This is a genomic window from Nocardia sp. NPDC019323 (assembly GCF_044389845.1).
In the GTDB taxonomy this organism is placed as follows: domain Bacteria; phylum Actinomycetota; class Actinomycetes; order Mycobacteriales; family Mycobacteriaceae; genus Nocardia; species Nocardia implantans.
This window is the reverse complement of sequence record NZ_JBIRYN010000001.1, coordinates 480,353-497,914: the sequence shown is the minus strand read 5'-3', so window position 1 is coordinate 497,914 and position 17,562 is coordinate 480,353. Positions and strand designations below refer to the sequence as shown.

General features: G+C 69.6%; 18 protein-coding genes. 15 read left to right on the top strand and 3 right to left on the bottom strand.

Annotation, left to right across the window (positions count from 1 at the left end; genetic code table 11):
- Window positions 1-84 precede the first annotated feature (84 nt).
- From ACH49X_RS02265 to ACH49X_RS02220, 10 genes are all read left to right on the top strand, one after another.
- Window positions 85-774 carry an HAD family hydrolase gene (locus ACH49X_RS02265; RefSeq protein ID WP_357105511.1) on the top strand — a complete coding sequence of 230 codons (690 nt, stop codon included), beginning with the start codon at window positions 85-87 and terminating at the stop codon, window positions 772-774.
- A gap of 186 nt (window positions 775-960) precedes the next feature.
- Complete coding sequence (locus tag ACH49X_RS02260) at window positions 961-1,335, top strand: hypothetical protein (RefSeq protein ID WP_195080229.1); 375 nt, start codon at window positions 961-963, stop codon at window positions 1,333-1,335.
- Between the two features lie 57 nt (window positions 1,336-1,392).
- Window positions 1,393-3,402: an excinuclease ABC subunit UvrC gene (uvrC, locus tag ACH49X_RS02255; RefSeq protein ID WP_195080228.1), complete on the top strand. Its 2,010-nt coding sequence runs from the start codon at window positions 1,393-1,395 to the stop codon at window positions 3,400-3,402.
- A gap of 111 nt (window positions 3,403-3,513) precedes the next feature.
- Window positions 3,514-4,494, top strand: a complete 981-nt coding sequence (gene rapZ / locus ACH49X_RS02250) for an RNase adapter RapZ (RefSeq protein ID WP_195080227.1) — start codon at window positions 3,514-3,516, stop codon at window positions 4,492-4,494.
- The gene (yvcK, locus tag ACH49X_RS02245) at window positions 4,491-5,537 is read left to right on the top strand and encodes a uridine diphosphate-N-acetylglucosamine-binding protein YvcK (RefSeq protein ID WP_067801940.1); all 1,047 of its coding nucleotides are present in this window, start codon (window positions 4,491-4,493) and stop codon (window positions 5,535-5,537) included. Before rapZ ends, yvcK begins: the two co-directional genes overlap by 4 nt.
- Window positions 5,528-6,511 carry a DNA-binding protein WhiA gene (gene whiA, locus ACH49X_RS02240; RefSeq protein ID WP_043693711.1) on the top strand — a complete coding sequence of 328 codons (984 nt, stop codon included), beginning with the start codon at window positions 5,528-5,530 and terminating at the stop codon, window positions 6,509-6,511. Before yvcK ends, whiA begins: the two co-directional genes overlap by 10 nt.
- 200 nt (window positions 6,512-6,711) lie before the next feature.
- Window positions 6,712-7,731, top strand: coding sequence for a type I glyceraldehyde-3-phosphate dehydrogenase (gene gap / locus ACH49X_RS02235; protein ID WP_063017743.1), 1,020 nt, complete (start codon window positions 6,712-6,714; stop codon window positions 7,729-7,731).
- Between the two features lie 5 nt (window positions 7,732-7,736).
- A complete protein-coding gene (locus ACH49X_RS02230) occupies window positions 7,737-8,951 on the top strand; it encodes a phosphoglycerate kinase (RefSeq protein WP_195080226.1) in 1,215 nt (404 codons plus the stop codon).
- A gap of 2 nt (window positions 8,952-8,953) precedes the next feature.
- Window positions 8,954-9,739: a triose-phosphate isomerase gene (tpiA, locus tag ACH49X_RS02225; RefSeq protein WP_195080225.1), complete on the top strand. Its 786-nt coding sequence runs from the start codon at window positions 8,954-8,956 to the stop codon at window positions 9,737-9,739.
- A gap of 142 nt (window positions 9,740-9,881) precedes the next feature.
- A complete protein-coding gene (locus ACH49X_RS02220) occupies window positions 9,882-10,526 on the top strand; it encodes a DUF1579 family protein (RefSeq protein WP_357207145.1) in 645 nt (214 codons plus the stop codon).
- 9 nt (window positions 10,527-10,535) lie between these two features.
- Here the strand turns inward: ACH49X_RS02220 and ACH49X_RS02215 are convergent, their stop codons facing one another.
- Complete coding sequence (locus ACH49X_RS02215; protein ID WP_195080223.1) at window positions 10,536-11,318, bottom strand: META domain-containing protein; 783 nt, start codon at window positions 11,316-11,318, stop codon at window positions 10,536-10,538.
- Between the two features lie 291 nt (window positions 11,319-11,609).
- Here ACH49X_RS02215 and ACH49X_RS02210 point away from each other — a divergent pair, with 291 nt between their 5' ends.
- The 3 genes from ACH49X_RS02210 to secG are packed head-to-tail and all read left to right on the top strand — an operon-like array spanning window position 11,610 to window position 14,452.
- On the top strand, window positions 11,610-12,554 hold the full coding sequence (locus tag ACH49X_RS02210) for a DMT family transporter (protein WP_357207147.1): 945 nt from the start codon (window positions 11,610-11,612) through the stop codon (window positions 12,552-12,554).
- A gap of 10 nt (window positions 12,555-12,564) precedes the next feature.
- Complete coding sequence (locus ACH49X_RS02205) at window positions 12,565-14,163, top strand: MFS transporter (RefSeq protein ID WP_195080221.1); 1,599 nt, start codon at window positions 12,565-12,567, stop codon at window positions 14,161-14,163.
- A 55-nt stretch (window positions 14,164-14,218) separates the two neighbouring features.
- Entirely contained in the window at window positions 14,219-14,452 is a 234-nt protein-coding gene (gene secG / locus ACH49X_RS02200) for a preprotein translocase subunit SecG (protein ID WP_039798855.1), read from the top strand.
- 9 nt (window positions 14,453-14,461) lie between these two features.
- On the opposite strand, the gene ACH49X_RS02195 is transcribed toward secG, so the two are convergent.
- Complete coding sequence (locus tag ACH49X_RS02195; RefSeq protein WP_195080220.1) at window positions 14,462-15,322, bottom strand: SDR family NAD(P)-dependent oxidoreductase; 861 nt, start codon at window positions 15,320-15,322, stop codon at window positions 14,462-14,464.
- Window positions 15,323-15,376: 54 nt separating this feature from the next.
- On the opposite strand from ACH49X_RS02195, the gene ACH49X_RS02190 reads away from it, so the two are divergent.
- Both ACH49X_RS02190 and ACH49X_RS02185 read left to right on the top strand, forming a co-directional pair.
- Window positions 15,377-16,366: an alpha/beta hydrolase gene (locus ACH49X_RS02190; protein WP_357207149.1), complete on the top strand. Its 990-nt coding sequence runs from the start codon at window positions 15,377-15,379 to the stop codon at window positions 16,364-16,366.
- A 60-nt stretch (window positions 16,367-16,426) separates the two neighbouring features.
- On the top strand, window positions 16,427-17,029 hold the full coding sequence (locus ACH49X_RS02185) for a hypothetical protein (RefSeq protein WP_195080219.1): 603 nt from the start codon (window positions 16,427-16,429) through the stop codon (window positions 17,027-17,029).
- Window positions 17,030-17,037: 8 nt separating this feature from the next.
- Here the strand turns inward: ACH49X_RS02185 and ACH49X_RS02180 are convergent, their stop codons facing one another.
- Complete coding sequence (locus tag ACH49X_RS02180) at window positions 17,038-17,517, bottom strand: hypothetical protein (RefSeq protein WP_195080218.1); 480 nt, start codon at window positions 17,515-17,517, stop codon at window positions 17,038-17,040.
- Window positions 17,518-17,562 lie beyond the last annotated feature (45 nt).

Below are 17,562 nucleotides of genomic sequence, written 5' to 3'. Positions count from 1 at the left end.
CCGCAGCGTGTGTCGAATCGGGGAGGACCGGGAAGGGGTGTGCGGACCCGCCGGTGCCGCGCGCGCTGCCGGTAGGCTGGCCGAGTGGCGATCGAGGCGGTGCTGTTCGACTTCTCCGGGACCCTGTTCCGCTTGGAGGCCGACGAGTCCTGGTACGCGGAGCTGACCCGCCCGGACGGGCAGGCGTTCGACGTGGACGAGAAGGCCGAGATCATGCGGCGGATGACCGCGCCGGTCCACCAGGTCGTCGAGTTCGACGAGGAGACGCAGTACGCCTGGGACCACCGCGACCTGGACCCGGCGCTGCATCGCAAGGTGATGATGAAGGTGCTGCGCGCGTCGGGAGTGCCCACCGACGAGGACGCCGAACGACTGTACGCCCGGCTGCTGGACCCGCTGGAGTGGACGCCCTACCCCGACAGCGCTGCCGTTCTCGATCTGCTTGCCGCACAGGGGATTCCGGTCGCGGTGGTGAGCAACATCCCGTTCGACATCCGGCCCTCGTTCGCGGCGCGCGGCTGGGATCGGCTGGTCGGCGCGTTCACTCTCTCCTACGAGGTCGGCGCCATGAAACCCGCTCCGGAGATCTTCCGTTCCGCGCTGGGGGAACTGGGTGTGCCCGCGGAAGCCGCTTTGATGATCGGCGACAGCGCCGAGGCCGACGGCGGGGCCGAGGCGCTGGGCAGCCGATTCGCTCTGGTCGAGGCCCTGCCCACCGCCGAGCGCCCGGACGCGCTGCTGACCGCGCTGCGCCGGCACGGTCTGGTGGCGTAACCCGCTCGGCCCCGGCGGGATCGATCGGGTTCATTCGCCGAAGTCCGAGTTGTGCCGGACGTCACCGTGTTACGGTGCGATTCCGGCGTGTTCGCAGGTGCGCCGGACGGTTCGCCTACCAACGGGGGTACGGCTGTGAGCTTGGCGTTCTCCGGTGAGGAGCCCTCCGTCGGCGTGGAAACGGCCATGCCAGACGCGGTTAGGGACGTGCGGGAAGCCGTCGCCGGGATGGCGGGATTCGGACTCGCGTATCCCGTGCTGATGAATCTGACTCGCGGCGGCGACGCGGCCGCGACGGCATCCACCCAGTTCTGCGTCGCGTGGGCGCTGGGCCTGCTCGTGCTCGGATTCGCCGAGGGCGCGCCCGCCGTGCGCAGGCTGACGCTCGCGCTGGCACTGCTGCAGGCGGTGGTCGGGTGCTGGGCGGTCAGGGACCTCGCGACCGTCCCGCCCGTCGTCGGCCTCGTCGCCGCGGGGTACTCGCTGGCCACATCGGCGGCCGTCGTGCACCTGCTGTGCCGCCAGGAAGCCAAGGCGTGGTTCGGCGTCCCCGTGCGCTGAACTCCGCCGGGAGCCGCCGTCGGCCGGGCTGTCGGTCCCGGTCTATACCCTGGATGGGTGGCAGATCCAGCGACGTACCGGCCCGCGCCGGGCACGATCCCCGTCGAACCAGGCGTCTACAAATTCCGCGACGCCCATCGGCAGGTCATCTACGTCGGCAAGGCCAAGAGCCTGCGCAGCAGGCTCAATTCGTATTTCGCCGACGTCGCCGGGCTGCATCCACGCACGAGGCAGATGGTCACCACGGCCGCCAGCGTGGAGTGGACGGTCGTCTCCACCGAGGTGGAGGCGTTGCAGCTGGAATACAACTGGATCAAGGAGTTCGACCCCCGCTTCAACGTCCGCTACCGCGACGACAAGTCCTATCCGGTGCTCGCGGTCACCCTGAACGAGGAATACCCGCGGCTGTTCGTCTACCGCGGCGCACGGCGCAAAGGCGTCCGCTATTTCGGCCCCTTCGCGCACGCGTGGGCCATCCGCGAGACGCTGGATCTGCTGCTGCGGGTGTTTCCCGCGCGCACCTGCTCCAACGGAGTCTTCCGGCGGCATAGCCAGATCGGGCGTCCGTGCCTGCTCGGCTACATCGACAAGTGCTCGGCCCCGTGCGTCGGGCGGGTGAGCGCCGAGGAGCATCGCGCGATCGTCGAGGACTTCTGCGATTTCCTCGCGGGCCGCACCGATCGCTTGGTCCGTGAGCTGGAGCGCCGGATGCACGATGCCGCCGAAGACCTGGACTTCGAACTCGCCGCCCGGCTGCGTGACGACGTCCAAGCGCTGCGCCGCGCGCTGGAGAAGCAGGCGGTGGTGCTCGGCACGGGCACCGACGCCGACGTCATCGCCTTCGCCGCCGACGAACTGGAAGTGGCGGTGCAGGTCTTCCATGTGCGCGACGGCCGGGTGCGCGGCCAGCGCGGCTGGGTGGTCGACAAGTCGGGTGACGCGGTCGACGTCCCGGAGGCGGGCGGGGAGCTCGCCGCGCTGGTCGAGCAGTTCCTCACCCAGTTCTACGGCGAGCAGGTCGCGGTGGCCGAGCAGGCCGCCGACGAGCAGCCCGCCGCCGTGGTGCCCCGCGAGGTGCTCGTGCCCGAGCTGCCCGCCGATGTCGAGCAGGTCCAGCAGTGGCTGTCGGACCTGCGTGGTTCGGCGGTGAAGCTGCGCGTGCCCCAGCGCGGGGACAAGAAGGCGCTGGCCGAGACCGTGCAGCGCAACGCGATGGAGGCGCTGGCCCAGCACAAGCTCAAGCGCGCGGGCGATCTGACCTCGAGATCGCAAGCGCTGCAGGAGATCCAGGACGCCTTGGAGCTGGACACCGCGCCGCTGCGCATCGAGTGCGTCGACGTGAGCCACGTGCAGGGGACCGATGTGGTCGCCTCGCTGGTGGTCTTCGAGGACGGTCTGGCCCGCAAGTCCGAGTACCGCCACTACACGATCCGGGAAGCGGCGGGCGAAGGCCGCTCCGACGACGTCGGCAGCATCGCCGAGGTGACCCGCCGCCGCTTCCTCAAGCTGCGCCGCGAGCGCGACCTGATGGAGCACGAGGATCTCGCCGCGACCGGAGGCGACGAGGACGCGCTCGACCTCACCTCCCGCCCCGGCATCGATCCCCGCACCGGGCGTCCGCGCAAGTTCTCCTACCCGCCCAACCTGTTCGTCGTCGACGGCGGCGCGCCCCAGGTCGCGGCGGCCGCCGAGGTGCTCGACGAGCTGGGCATCACCGATGTCGCGGTGATCGGACTGGCCAAACGCCTGGAGGAGGTCTGGGTGCCCGGCGAGAGCGATCCGGTGATCCTGCCGCGCACCAGCGAGGCGCTGTATCTGCTGCAACGGGTCCGGGACGAGGCGCACCGCTTCGCCATCACGTTCCATCGCAGCAAACGCTCCCGCCGGATGACCGCCTCGGCGCTGGACTCGGTCCCCGGGCTCGGCACGGCGCGCCGGACCGCGCTGGTCACCCATTTCGGGTCGGTGGCCAAGCTCAAGCAGGCCACGGTCGAGGAGATCACCGAGGTGCCCGGCATCGGGTTGGCGACCGCGAAAGCGGTCCTTGCGGCGCTCGAGTCCGAATAGTCAGTCGACAGTGCACCGGAAGTTTCGGTTTCGCGTACGTTGTGTCTGCGGCCGATACCGAAGCCGGTGCGCGATGATCGGAAGGCACCCCAGAGACGGATCCGGTAGGACATGACACGCGTCGAATCGAACAGCAGTGCGGGCAGCCCGCCGACGAGCGCGGGACGAGCGGCCTCGTCCAGCGCCGTCGGCGGGGCGAACCCACAGGTCGAGGTCGTGATCGTGACCGGGCTCTCGGGCGCGGGCCGAGGCACCGCCGCCCGCGTGCTCGAAGATCTCGGCTGGTACGTGGCCGACAACCTGCCTCCCGAGCTGTTCGGGCGGATGGTGGAACTGGGCGCTTCGGCGAAGCCGCCGATCCGCCGTCTCGCATTGGTCATGGACGTGCGCAGCCGGTTCTTCACCGGCGACCTGTCGGTGGTCACCGAGCAACTGCGGGCTCTCGGCGTGCGCACCAGAGTCCTTTTCCTCGAGGCCTCCGACGACGTGCTGATCCGCCGTTTCGGTTTCGCGCGGCGCAGGCATCCGCTGCAGAGCGAGAGCAAGGACGGCACGCTGTCGGCGGGCATCGCCGCCGAGCGAGTGCGCCTTTCGGCCGTGAAGGCCGCCGCCGATCTGGTGATCGACACCACCGAGCTGTCCATCCATCAGCTGCACCGCAAGATGGAAGAGGCCTACGGCGGCGGCGCGCCCACCGCGTTGCAGCTCACCGTGCAGTCGTTCGGCTTCAAGTACGGGGTTCCGCTGGACGCGGACATGGTGTTAGATGTCCGTTTTCTACCCAATCCGCATTGGATACCGGAGTTGCGGGAACATACCGGTCAGGAGACGGTGGTCAGCGAGTACGTGCTGTCGCGTCCCGGTGCGGAGGATTACCTGCGCACCTGCCACCACCTGGTCGAGCTGACCACGAACGGTTACCGCCAAGAGGGGAAGCGATACATGACGGTCGCAGTGGGCTGCACCGGAGGCAAGCACCGGAGCGTCGCGATTGCCGAGGCACTGGGCGAGTTGATGAGCGAGGTCACCGGCGCGGCGGAGGAGTCCGCCGACGTGGTCCGGGTCGTGCATCGAGATCTGGGGCGAGAATGACCGGTTGGGAATCCAATCCCAGCATCGTCGCGCTGGGTGGCGGACACGGGCTGTACGCGACGCTGACCGCGGTGCGGCGGCTGACCAGGAAGATCTGCGCGGTGGTCACCGTCGCCGACGACGGGGGCTCATCGGGGCGGCTGCGCGCCGAGCTGGGGGTGCTGCCGCCGGGTGATCTGCGGATGGCCCTGGCCGCGCTGGCCGAGGACGCCGACGGCGTCTGGACGCGGACCGTGCAGCATCGCTTCGGCGGCACCGGCGCGCTGGCCGGGCACTCCGTGGGCAATCTGATCCTGGCCGGGCTCACCGAGGTGCTCGGCGACCCGGTGGCCGCGCTCGACGAAGTCGCCCGCATGTTGCGCATCACCGGCCGGGTGCTGCCCATGTCGCCGATCGCGCTGGACATCGAGGCGGATGTGTCCGGGCTCGAGGCCGATCCTCGGGTCAGTCGCTGCATTCGCGGCCAAGTTGCCATCGCCACGACGCCGGGTAAGGTGCGGCGGGTGCGGCTGATTCCGTCCGATCCACCGGCCAGCCCGGAGGCGACCTCGGCGATCGAACACGCCGATGTCGTGGTGCTCGGTCCGGGATCGTGGTTCACCAGCGTGATTCCGCACGTCCTCGTCCCGGAGCTACGGGAGGCCCTGGTGTACACCAGGGCGCGGAAAGTCCTCGTGCTCAATCTCGCCGCGGAGCCGGGGGAGACCGCGGGGTTCTCCGCCGAACGGCATTTGCATGTATTGTCCCAGCACGCACCGGAATTCGTCGTCGATGAGGTGCTGGTCGACTCCGGCTGCGTGCCGGAGGGCCGCGAGCGGGAACATGTGGCCAGGGCTGCCGAGCAGTTGCGGGCGCGAGTAACCTTCTCCGATGTCGCCGAAGCGGGAACGGACCGGCATCACCCCGGAAAACTTGCCGCCGCACTGGATCAACTGATCCGGCAACCTCGGCCGCAAATGGCAGGGCTTCGAGTCGAGGGACGGCACATGGGTCAGGATGTGCGTTCCGGGTTGGGTGGAAAGGAGCGCGTCCCGTGGCGATGACAGCCGATGTGAAAGACGAGCTGAGCAGGCTCACGGTGTCGCAGGTGAGTTCCCGCAAGGCGGAACTGTCCGCTCTGCTGCGTTTCGCGGGCGGCCTGCACATCGTCGGCGGCCGGGTGATCGTCGAGGCCGAGGTGGACATGGGGTCCATCGCGCGCAGGCTGCGCCGGGAGATCTTCGAGCTCTACGGCTACGGCTCCGACGTGCACGTGCTCGGCGCGGGCGGACTGCGCAAGACCTCCCGGTACGTGGTGCGCGTCTCCAAGGAGGGCGAGGCGCTGGCCCGGCAGACCGGTCTGCTCGACGTCCGCGGCCGCCCGGTGCGCGGTCTGCCCGCGCAGGTGGTCGGCGGCAGCATCGCCGACGCCGAAGCCGCTTGGCGCGGTGCGTTTCTCGCCCACGGCTCGCTCACCGAACCCGGACGTTCCTCGGCGCTCGAGGTCAGCTGCCCCGGTCCAGAGGCGGCGCTGGCGCTGGTCGGCGCGGCCCGGCGGCTCGGCATCACGGCCAAGGCACGGGAGGTACGCGGCACCGATCGCGTGGTGGTGCGCGACGGTGAGGCGATCGGCGCGCTGCTGACCAGGATGGGCGCGCACGGCACCAGGATGGTGTGGGAGGAACGCAGGCTGCGCCGCGAGGTGCGCGCGACCGCGAATCGGCTGGCCAACTTCGACGACGCCAATCTGCGCCGCTCGGCGCGGGCGGCGGTCGCGGCGGCGGCGCGGGTGGAACGCGCGCTGGAGATCCTCAGCGACGACGTGCCCGATCATCTCGCCGCGGCGGGCCGGCTGCGGGTGCAGCACCGGCAGGCGTCGCTGGAAGAACTGGGCCAGCTCGCCGACCCGCCGATGACGAAAGACGCTGTCGCCGGCCGTATCCGGCGGCTGCTGTCGATGGCCGACCGGCGCGCCAAGGAGCTGGGCGTGCCCGACACCGAATCGGCCGTCACGGCCGAACTGCTCGACGAAGCCTGAGCACGCGTTTTCCGCGATCCCCGCGCCGCCCCCGGTCGCGGGGATCGCGTGTTTCCGCCCCTCTGCCGCTCGTGCTGGTCGGGCGTCTGACCAGGCATCGCGGGCCGTGTGAAAGCCAGGTGCGTGTCGGCGAGGTCACGGCAGGACGTTAGTGTGAGTGGACATCGGAATGATCCGCTGGAAAGTTGAGGAGCGATAACGTGACTGTCCGGGTAGGCATCAACGGCTTCGGTCGTATCGGACGTAACTTCTTCCGGGCGGTGGAGGCGCAGAAGGCGCTCGGCACCACCGACATCGAGATCGTCGCGGTCAACGACCTCACCGACAACGCGACCCTCGCGACCCTGCTCAAGTACGACTCGATCCTGGGCAGGCTGCCCCAGGACGTCTCCCTCGACGGCGACGACACCATCGTGGTGGGCGACCAGCGGATCAAGGCGCTGGCCATCAAGGAGGGCCCCGCCGCGCTGCCCTGGGGCGACCTGGGCGTCGACGTGGTCGTCGAGTCCACCGGCATCTTCACCGACGCCACCAAGGCCAAGGGCCACCTGGCGGCGGGCGCCAAGAAGGTGATCATCTCCGCGCCGGCCAAGGGCGAGGACATCACCATCGTCATGGGTGTCAACGACGACAAGTACGACGGCAGCCAGAACATCATCTCCAACGCCTCGTGCACCACCAACTGCCTCGGCCCGCTGGCCAAGGTGCTCAACGACGAGTTCGGCATCGAGCGCGGCCTGATGACCACCATCCACGCCTACACCCAGGACCAGAACCTGCAGGACGGCCCGCACAGCGACCTGCGCCGCGCCCGCGCCGCCGCGCTGAACATCGTGCCCACCGGCACCGGCGCCGCCAAGGCCATCGGCCTGGTGCTGCCCGAGCTGCAGGGCAAGCTCGACGGCTACGCGCTGCGCGTTCCGGTCCCGACGGGCTCGGTCACCGACCTGACCGCCACCCTGCGCAAGTCGGCCTCGATCGAGGAGATCAACGCCGCCTACAAGGCCGCCGCCGAGGGTCCGCTGAAGGGCATCCTGAAGTACAACACCGACCCGATCGTCTCCAGCGACATCGTCACCGACCCGGCCTCGTCGATCTACGACGCGCCGCTGACCAAGGTGATCGACGACCAGGTCAAGGTCGTCTCCTGGTACGACAACGAGTGGGGCTACTCCAACCGTCTCGCCGATCTCATCGGCCTCGTCGGCAAGTCGCTCTGACGCGCATGGCTGTCAAGACACTCGCGGACCTGCTCGGCGAGGGGGTCGAGGGCCGGGGCGTGCTGGTGCGCTCCGACCTGAACGTGCCCCTCGACGACCAGGGACAGATCACCGATCCCGGCCGCATCATCGCCTCCGCGCCGACCATCAAGGCGCTCGCCGAGGCGGGCGCCAAGGTCGTCGTCACCGCGCACCTCGGCAGGCCGAAGGGCGGACCCGACCCGAAGCTGTCGCTGGCGCCGGTGGCCGCCAGGCTCGCCGAGGAGCTGGGCCGCAACGTGCAGCTCGCCGGTGACGTGGTGGGCCAGGACGCGCTGGCGCGGTCGGAGGGCCTCACCGACGGCGACGTGCTGCTGCTGGAGAACATCCGCTTCGACCCGCGCGAGACCAGCAAGGACGACGCCGACCGGGCCAAGCTGGCCGCGGCGCTGGTCGAGCTGGTCGGCGACGACGGCGCGTTCGTCTCCGACGGGTTCGGCGTGGTGCACCGCAAGCAGGCGTCGGTGTACGACGTCGCGCAGGCGCTGCCGCACTACGCGGGCACGCTGGTCGCGGCCGAGGTGGACGTGCTGGCCAAGCTCACCGAGAATCCGGACCGGCCGTACGCGGTCGTGCTCGGCGGTTCCAAGGTCTCCGACAAGCTCGCGGTCATCGAGGCGCTCGCGCCGAAGGTCGACACGCTGGTGATCGGCGGCGGCATGTGCTTCACCTTCCTTGCCGCACAGGGCCTTTCGGTGGGCGCCTCGCTGTTGCAGGAGGAGATGGTCGACACCTGCAAGCGGCTGCTCGAGCAGTACGCCGACGTCATCCATCTGCCGCGCGACATCGTGGTGGCCGACAAGTTCGCCGCCGACGCGGAGTCGAAAGTGGTTCCGGCGCACGAGATCCCGGACGGCTGGCTGGGCCTGGACATCGGCCCGGATTCGGTGGACCGCTTCTCGGTGCTGCTGACCGAGGCGCGGACCGTGTTCTGGAACGGGCCGATGGGCGTGTTCGAGTTCGAGAAGTTCGCCGCCGGCACCCGCGGGGTGGCCGAGGCGATCGTGACGGCCACCGGCAAGGGCGCGTTCACCGTGGTCGGCGGCGGCGACTCGGCTGCGGCCGTGCGTGCGCTCGGCCTGCCGGAGGACGGCTTCTCGCACATCTCCACCGGCGGCGGCGCGTCGCTGGAGTACCTGGAGGGCAAGGAACTGCCCGGCATCGCGGTGTTGGAGGACTGAGCATGGCACGCAAACCGCTCATCGCGGGCAACTGGAAGATGAACCTCAATCATCTCGAGGCCATCGCTCTGGTGCAGAAGATCGCATTCGCGCTGCCGGAGAAGTACTTCGACAAGGTGGACGTGGCGGTGATCCCGCCGTTCGTCGACATCCGCAGCGTGCAAACGCTGGTCGAAGGCGACAAGCTGCTGCTCACCTACGGCGGCCAGGACGTCTCGGTGCACGAGTCGGGCGCCTACACCGGCGAGATCAGCGCGAGCATGCTCGCCAAGCTGGGCTGCACCTTCGCCGTGGTCGGGCACTCCGAGCGGCGGCAGTACCACAACGAGGACGACGCGACCGTGCTGGCCAAGGCCAAGCAGGCGCTCAAGCACGGGATCACCCCGATCGTGTGCATCGGCGAAGGCTTGAACATCCGCGAGGCGGGCACGCACGTCGAGTACAACCTCGAGCAACTGCGCGGTTCGCTGAAGGGCCTGACGGCGGAGGAGATCTCGAAGATCGTCATCGCCTACGAGCCGGTGTGGGCGATCGGCACCGGCAAGGTCGCCACCCCCGCCGACGCGCAGGAGGTCTGCGGCGCGATTCGCGGGGAACTGGAGAAGCTCGCCTCGCCGGAGGTCGCGGCGGGTGTCCGCGTGCTCTACGGCGGGTCGGTGAACGCCAAGAACGTCGGAGAACTGGTCGCGCAGACCGATATCGATGGCGCACTGGTCGGCGGCGCTTCGCTCAAGGGTGACGAGTTCGCCACTCTGTCCGCCATCGCCGCGGGCGGCCCGCTGCCCTGACCCCGGGCACTACTCGACAGCCCGGTATCGCTGCTCCCGCGGTGCCGGGCTGTCGCGCGTTTCCCAGCGGTGAACCGCCGGAGCGGTCCGGTCGTGCGATGATGACGCGGCTCGAATCGCCGGTCGGACAAGGATTTCCGTGATGCCACGCAAGCTGTACGCCGCACTTCCGGTCGCGTTCGTCGCGCTGGCCACCCTCGCCGGTTGTTCCGGAGACACCACGCATGACGAGCACGCTCACCACGACACGGCGTCCGCCACCGCGGCGGCGCAGCCGCCGCAGCAGCAGGACGCCGGGCACCGCAGGCTGAACCAGCTCGTGGGGGAGTGGAAGGGCGAGAAATCGACCTACATCGCGGGTGGCACGGCGGAGAATCCGATCAGGAGCGAGATCGTCTCGCGGTGGGAATGGATCGCCGAGACCGGCGGCAACTTCCTGCGGGAGCAAGCGGAGGGCACCTTCGCGGACAGACCGTACTACCGGCTCGGTCTGCTCGGATTCGCACCGACGGACAACCGCTACGAGTGGACGACCGTGGACAGCGTCACGCCGATGACGATGAGTTACAAGGGTGCCAAGAACAGCGGCGGCGATCCCGATATCGTCATGGCCGGTGAATTCACCGATCCCGGTGTGCTCGGCCCGCAGTTCGTGGGCAAGACCATTCCGATGCGCACGGTGATCCGCCCGGAAGCGGCCGATCGGGTGGTCATGGAGATCTACTTCGCGCCGCCCGGTGAGGCGGAGCGGGTCGCCGATCGCGTGGTGCTCACACGGAGGAAGTAGCGGGCGCGCTCACTGCGCGTGCAGGACCAGGCCTGCGCCGTTGTCGTTGCGCAAGGTCAGCGTGTCGGCGTCCACGGCGGCGGTGGTCTTGCCGTCGAGGGCTTTCAGCACGGCCTGTTCGACTTCCATCACCTCCGGCGAGCACATCATCTTCGTGGTGGCGATCCGGAAAGTGATCCCGGTACCGGACACCTCGGCGCTGCCGGTCATGCGGTTGCATCCGGCGTTGCCGGAGACACCGCCGTCCTCGGCGATGACGAGCGTGGGCTGCGCCTCGTCGAGGGCCCGTGAGCGGATCTGGCTGTTGTCGGTGATGAGCGCGCCGATCAGCCACGGCGTGCCCTTGACCGGTTTGTCCGGCCGGGCGACCTTCTTGTCGAGCAAGGTCACGGTGCGGTCGGGGCTGTGCAGCATCAGCCGCGCGTCGTCGAGCCGCCAGCTCGGCTCGGAATTCAACAGCCCGCTGAGCCATTCGTCGGCGCCGCGCCGCTCGTCCTCGCAGGCCATGAGGGTGGTGGCCAGACCGGAGACGTGCAGGACGTGCTCATCGAAGGAAACCGCGCCCGTGAATTTGTTGCAGCCCGCGTCCGCGGCGACGCGGCTGTCGGTGAAGCCCAGCGTCAGCGGTCCGCCGCCGGGAATCGGCGTGCCCTGGACATCGGTCGAGATGAAGGTGCGGTCCGCCGGAGTCGATTCGTCGGCGCCCCGCTTCGGTTCGCCGCCCGAGCACCCGGTGATCGCGCAGAGGGCGAGCAGGACGACGGGTCCCAGTCGCGCCGAGTGTGCCACCATGCGGCGATGCTACCGATGTCGTGCCGTCCCACCAGGATTTCGGCGATCGCGGCGGCTTCGCGGGAGGCAACCGCACCTGGGCGGAAACCGGAATGCATGGGATGACTCGCCGCGCCTCGTACTAATATCTGTGCCGTGCACCGGTGCTTCCCCATCACCCCGCCGCCCGCCTCCTGAGCGAGGTGTAGGTATCCAGCGCGCCACCCAGCGGTGAGCGCGCCCTTTTCGGCATCACTGCGCACCTCGCTTCCGCGACCCCCTACCCCTCTCGTCGCAGGAGCGCGAATCTCGATGTCCTCATCTGTGTTCTCGACCGGCCGTTCGGGGCTGGTCCACCTCGTCGGCGCCGGAATCCTCTGGGGTACCGGAGGTCTGCTCGGCACGCTGTTGCACCGGGCCACCGGGTTGTCACCGGTCGCGGTGGCGACCTGCCGGCTCGCCGTCGGCGGGTTGCTGCTGGTGGCGCTGCTGATGAGTACGCGGCGGCCGTGGCCGCGCGACCCGCTGGCGTGGCGGCGGATCGGCGCGGTGGCCGTGCTCGCGGCGGTGTTCCAGGCGGCCTATTTCGCCGCCGTGACGACCTCGTCGGTGAGCCTCGCCACGTTGATCACGATCGGCATGTCGCCGGTGATCGTCGCCGCGCTGGAGCATTGCACCGGAAGACGTGCGGTGGACAGGCTACGGGCGGTAACCATCGGCATCGCCCTCTGCGGCCTGGCTCTGCTGGTCGGCGTCCCGGCCGGCCACCCGGGGGCAGGCGGGTTGCTGGCGGGCGCGGTGCTCGCCTCGACGGCAGCGGCGGCGTTCGCGACGGTCACCGTGATCAACGCCACGCCCGTCCCCGGCCTCGACGCGATGACCATCACGGGCCTGGGGTTCACCGGAGGCGCTGTGCTGCTGGCTCCGCTCGCGGCGGCGAGCGGTGTCGCGTTCGACCCGACGCCGCACGGCGTCGCGTTGGCGCTGCTGCTGGGGCTGGCGCCGACCGCCGTGGCCTACACCCTGTACTTCCGTGGGCTCGCCGCGGCCGGTCCCGGGCTCGCCGCGGTGCTCGCCCTGCTCGAGCCGCTCACGGGAGCGGTGCTGGCGGCGGTGGTCCTGGGCGAGCGCCTCACCGCGCCGGGGCTGGCCGGCGCCGCCCTGCTCATCCTGGCGGTGCTGCTCGCGACGAGGCAGTCGCGACCGGCGGCGCCCGCGCAGGACACGGCGTCGAGCCGGTGTTCGTCCCGCGACTAAACTCCGGCGGGTGACCACTGCCGCGACGACGCCGATTTCCACCTGGGCGCCGCTGCGTTCTCCGGTCTACCGGGCGCTGTGGGTGGCGCAATTGGTGTCGAACCTCGGCACGTGGATGCAAACCGTCGGCGCGCAATGGATCATGGTCGATCAGCCCAACGCGGCGGCGCTGGTGTCGTTCGTGCAGACCGCGATCACGCTGCCGGTGATGCTGCTGTCCATCCCGTCCGGCGTGCTCGCCGACCTGCTGGATCGGCGCAGGCTGCTGCTCGGCGCGCAGTCCACGATGGCGGTGCTGGCCATGATCCTTGCGGTCTCGACCGCCACCGGGCACACCACGCCCGCGGTGCTGCTCACCTTGTTGTTCCTGCTCGGCTGCGGCCAAGCGCTGACCGCGCCCGCCTGGCAGGCCATCCAGCCGGAACTGGTCCCGCGCGAGCAGATCCCGGCGGCGTCGGCGCTGGGCAGCATGAACATCAACATCGGAAGGGCGGTGGGTCCCGCGCTGGCCGGGGTGCTGGTGTCGCTGTCGGGGCCGACGCTGGTGTTCGCGCTGAACGCGGTGTCGTTCGTCGGCATCGTCGCGGTGCTGACGGTGTGGCGCCGCCCCGCGACCGATCGGCGGCTGCCCACCGAGCGCCCGCTGGCGGCTTTGCAGGCGGGCACGCGGTTCATCCGGGCTGCGCCCGCCATTCGCCGGGTGCTGTTGCGCTCGATCCTGTTCATCGCGCCCGCCAGCGCGGTGTGGGCGCTGCTGCCGGTGGTCGCGCGGGATCAGCTCGCGTTGTCCTCGTCCGGGTACGGTCTGATGCTGGGCGCGCTCGGCATCGGCGCGGTGCTCGGCGCGGCGGGGTTGTCGCGGTTGCGCGCGTGGCTGACCCCCACGCAGCGGTTGACCGTCGCCGCGATCCTGTTCGGACTGGCGACGGCGGGCAGCGCGCTGCTGCGCGTCGTGCCGGTGGTGCTCGTGCTGCTGGTGTTCGCGGGGCTGGCCTGGCTGCTGGCGATGTCCACCATGAACTCGACCATGCAGTTGCTGCTGCCGTCCTGGGTGCGTGCCCGGGGACTGTCGGTGTACCTGCTGGTCTTCATGGGCGGGCAGGCGATCGGCTCACTGGTCTGGGGTCTGGTCGCCGACGCGATCGGTACGGTGCCCGCGCTGCTGTGGGCCGCGGCGCTGCTGGCGTTCTGCGCGGTGAGCACGGTGTGGCTGCCCATCCGCAACGATCCCGAACTGCTCGATCTCACCCCGTCGGCGTTCTGGCCGGAACCCCAGCTGGTGGTCGAACCCGATCCCGACGACGGTCCGGTGCTGATCCTGCGCAACTACGACGTCCCGGAGGGGTGCGTCGAGGAATTCCTCGCCGCCATGGCCTTCGTCGGGCGATCCAGGCAGCGCACCGGGGCGATGGAATGGCGCCTGTATCGCGACGTCGGGGTGATCGATCGCTATGTCGAGGCGTTCGTCGTGCGCTCCTGGGCCGAGCACATGCACCAGCACCAGGTTCGGCTCACCGCCCAGGACCAGCTGCGCGAAGAGGCCGTCGCGAAGTTCAGCGCCGCCGAAGGGGAGCAGGTAACCCATCTGGTCGCCGTCGACCGGCGCTAGGGTCGGCCGAGTGCCTGATTCGGTGCCGTCGCACCGACCGCATACACTGTCCGGCATGCGGATGTTCCTGGATATCCTCCTGATCATCACCAGTGTGCTGCTGGTGCTGCTGGTGCTGCTGCACCGCGCCAAGGGTGGAGGTCTGTCCAGCCTGTTCGGCGGCGGCGTGCAGTCCAGCCTGTCCGGGTCCACCGTCGTGGAGAAGAACCTCGACCGCGTCACCATCTTCACCGGCGTCATCTGGCTGATCGCCATCCTCGGCATCGGCCTGGAGATCAAGTTCGCCTGATTCCCGCGGTCACCGCGCCCGCTGGTCGAGGCGATGGACGCGCCCGTCGATGTCGGTGAACCCGTAGTACTCGGCGAGGTCGGCCACCGGCCAGGGAAGTCCGGTGCGGGAGCGTCGGCCCGCGTCGGTGGCGAGCGCGACGACGGCGCGGCCGGTGAATCGCGGCGTCTGCGCGTCGCCGAGGTCGAAGGTGCCCTCGCCGGGCAGCGTGACCAGCCGCCTGCCCTCGGCGTCGGCCGGAACCAGTTGCAGCAGTTCGGTATTCACGATGCCAGGCCAGAGCGAGACCACGGTGACCTCGGTGCCGGCGAGATTCTGCGCCATGTCGGCGGTGAGCCGGTCCACGGCGGATTTCGCGACGCCGTACACCGCGTTGTGCATGTACCGGCGCGCGCCCGGCGACGAGATGTTGACGATCAGCCCGCCGGACTCGATCAGCAGCGGCGCGGCGAAGTAGCTTGCCACGTAATGGGATCGCACGCCCACGTCGAACGACTCGTCCCAGGCTGCCGGCGGGACCTCCCAGAACGGCTTGCCCAGCCAGCGGGCCGCGGCGGGGGAGTTGTAGACGTTGTTGACCAGCACGTCGAGTCTGCCGTGTTCGGTGCGGATCAGCTCGAACAGCCGCTCCACCGCGTCGTCGTCGCGGTGATCGCACACGAACGGGATGCCGGTTCCGCCCGCGGCATCGATTTCCGCGGCCGTGGCGTGTACGGTGCCTGGGAGTCGTCCCTGTGCCGCCGAGCGGCCGGTGACGAGCACCGTGGCACCCGCCGCGCCCAGCTCCAGCGCGATGCCCTTGCCGATGCCGCGGCTGGCGCCGGTGACCACCGCGACCTTGCCTTCGAGCCTTTCGGGTATTCCGCTCACGAAACCGGAACACTACCGTGAAACGATAACGTGTTCTAGCTTTTGGAGGTCCGTGTGGAGCTGACGCATCGGTTCGTGACGACCGGCGGGGTCCGGATGCACGTCGCCGAGCAGGGAACCGGGCAACCGGTGGTCTTCTGCCACGGCTTCCCGCACACCTGGTACATCTGGCACCGTCAGCTGCCCGCGGTGGCGGCGGCCGGGTACCGCGCCATCGCGCCGGACCTGCGCGGTTACGGACGCACCGATGTCCCGGCCGACCCGGAGGCGTACACCAATCGCGCGGTCTGCGGTGATCTGCTCGCCCTGCTCGACGACATCGGCGCGGAGCGAGCGGTGTTCGTCGGCTTGGACTTCGGCGCGGCCCTGGTGTGGGATCTGGCTTTGCGCGCGCCGGAACGGGTGCGCGGGGTCGTCGTCCTGAACAATCCGTTCGCGCCGCGTCCGCCGCGCATGCCGTCGCAGCTGTGGGCCAAGGCGGCGGCTCGGCATTTCCTGCACCTGCATTACTTTCAGACCCCCGGCGTGGCGGACGCGGAACTGGGCGCGCGGCCGGGAGAGTTCCTCGCCCGCGTGTACCACGCGCTCAGCGCCGACTACCACTACCTCGACACCTGGCGTTTCCCCGCCGAGGGCACCGGCTACCTCGACGTGCTGCCGCAGGCCCCCGCGCTGCCGTGGCGATGGCTCGGCGCGGACGAACTGGACACGCTGACAGCGGATTTCGAGCGCACCGGGTTCACCGGCGGATTGAACTGGTACCGCAACCTCGACCGCAACTGGGAACTCACCGCCGACTACGCGGACGCGAAAGTCACTGTGCCCGCCTACTTCCTGTACGGCGACCGGGATCCCGACATGGAAGGTTTCAGCGGCCGCGATCCGCTGGCCACCATGCGCGCGCACGTCGCAGACCTGCGCGCGGTGACCCAGATCGCCGACGCCGGCCATCTCGTCCAGTTGGAGCGGACCGAGCAGGTGAACGCGTTGCTCACCGCTCATCTGGCCCATCTGGCCGAGCATCCGGCCGTGCTTTCGGCCTGAGCGAATCCTCCACGGGCTCAGCCGCGTTCGGTGTCGGTGGGCACCGCTATTGTTCGGTGAATGAGTTATGGCCTGAGCATCTACGTCGTCGAGCTGGACCGGATCAAGGGCGCCATCGGGTCCCGGGACGACAAGCTCCGGCGGATGATCGGCGGCCGGTTCAAAGCCCAGCTCACCCATGACGACGACTGGTTCGCCGAGGAGATCGCGGCCGGCGCGCCCACCCGCTACGAGGCGGTGCGCGCCGTCATCGACGGCGGCCCGTTCGACCCCGCCTACGGTTTCCAGTACGGCTACGCCTTCCAGACGATCTGCCAGTTCTACGGCCGCTTCGTGGACAATCGCTACTTCTCGGCGTTCCGCGGCCGCTGGCTCGACCACGTCGACGACGGTCTGGCCACGCTCGGCATCAAAGCGGTCGGCGTCCGATCGTTCATGTACCACTCGCTGCCGCCTTCGCTGCCGCAGCCCGACGAATTGCCCGGCTACGGCGAGTGGACGCCCGAGCAGTGCGCGGAAGCGCTGGTGCAATGGGAGTCGACCACGCCACCGCAACGCGAGGAGGTCGACCACGAGGTGCTCGCCGCCATCGAGTCCTGCGTCGCGTGGATCCGGGAGGCGCAGGCGCGTCCCGGCTGGGGTGTCGCCGGGTTCTTCTACTGACCGCGGGCCTAGCGGTATTCCTCGGCCAGCTTCGGATAGTCCGACCAGCGCGGCAGCGGTTGGTAGTCGAGGTAGGCGGTGAGACGGTCGAGCAGGTACTGCCAGCGCGGGCCGATGGCGCCCGCGTCGGCGGGGCAGACGTGGCGGCGGGTCAGTTCCACGGTGGTGACCACGCCGACCTGGGTCATCCGGACTTCGAGCAGGCAGCCGTCGATGTGCACGACCAATTCGTGCGGCGCCTGGCAGTGGTCGACGCGCACCGCGACCGGGCCCGACACGGGACCGTCGAACAGGTCGATGGTCAGGTTGCCGTTGCCGCCGGAGACCGCGCCGAGCCAGCGGGCGAGCTGGCCGCGCTCGGTGGCCGCCGACCACACCTCCAGCACGGGCTTGTGGAACGACCGCAGATAGTGCAGAAGCACCAGGTCGCCGTCGGCCGTGTGCTCGTGCTCCGGCCGTACCTCGCCGAGCATGGACATCGTGGTCATCGCGAGTCCTTTCCGCTGCTGGTCACCGTGTTCTCACTGTATTTA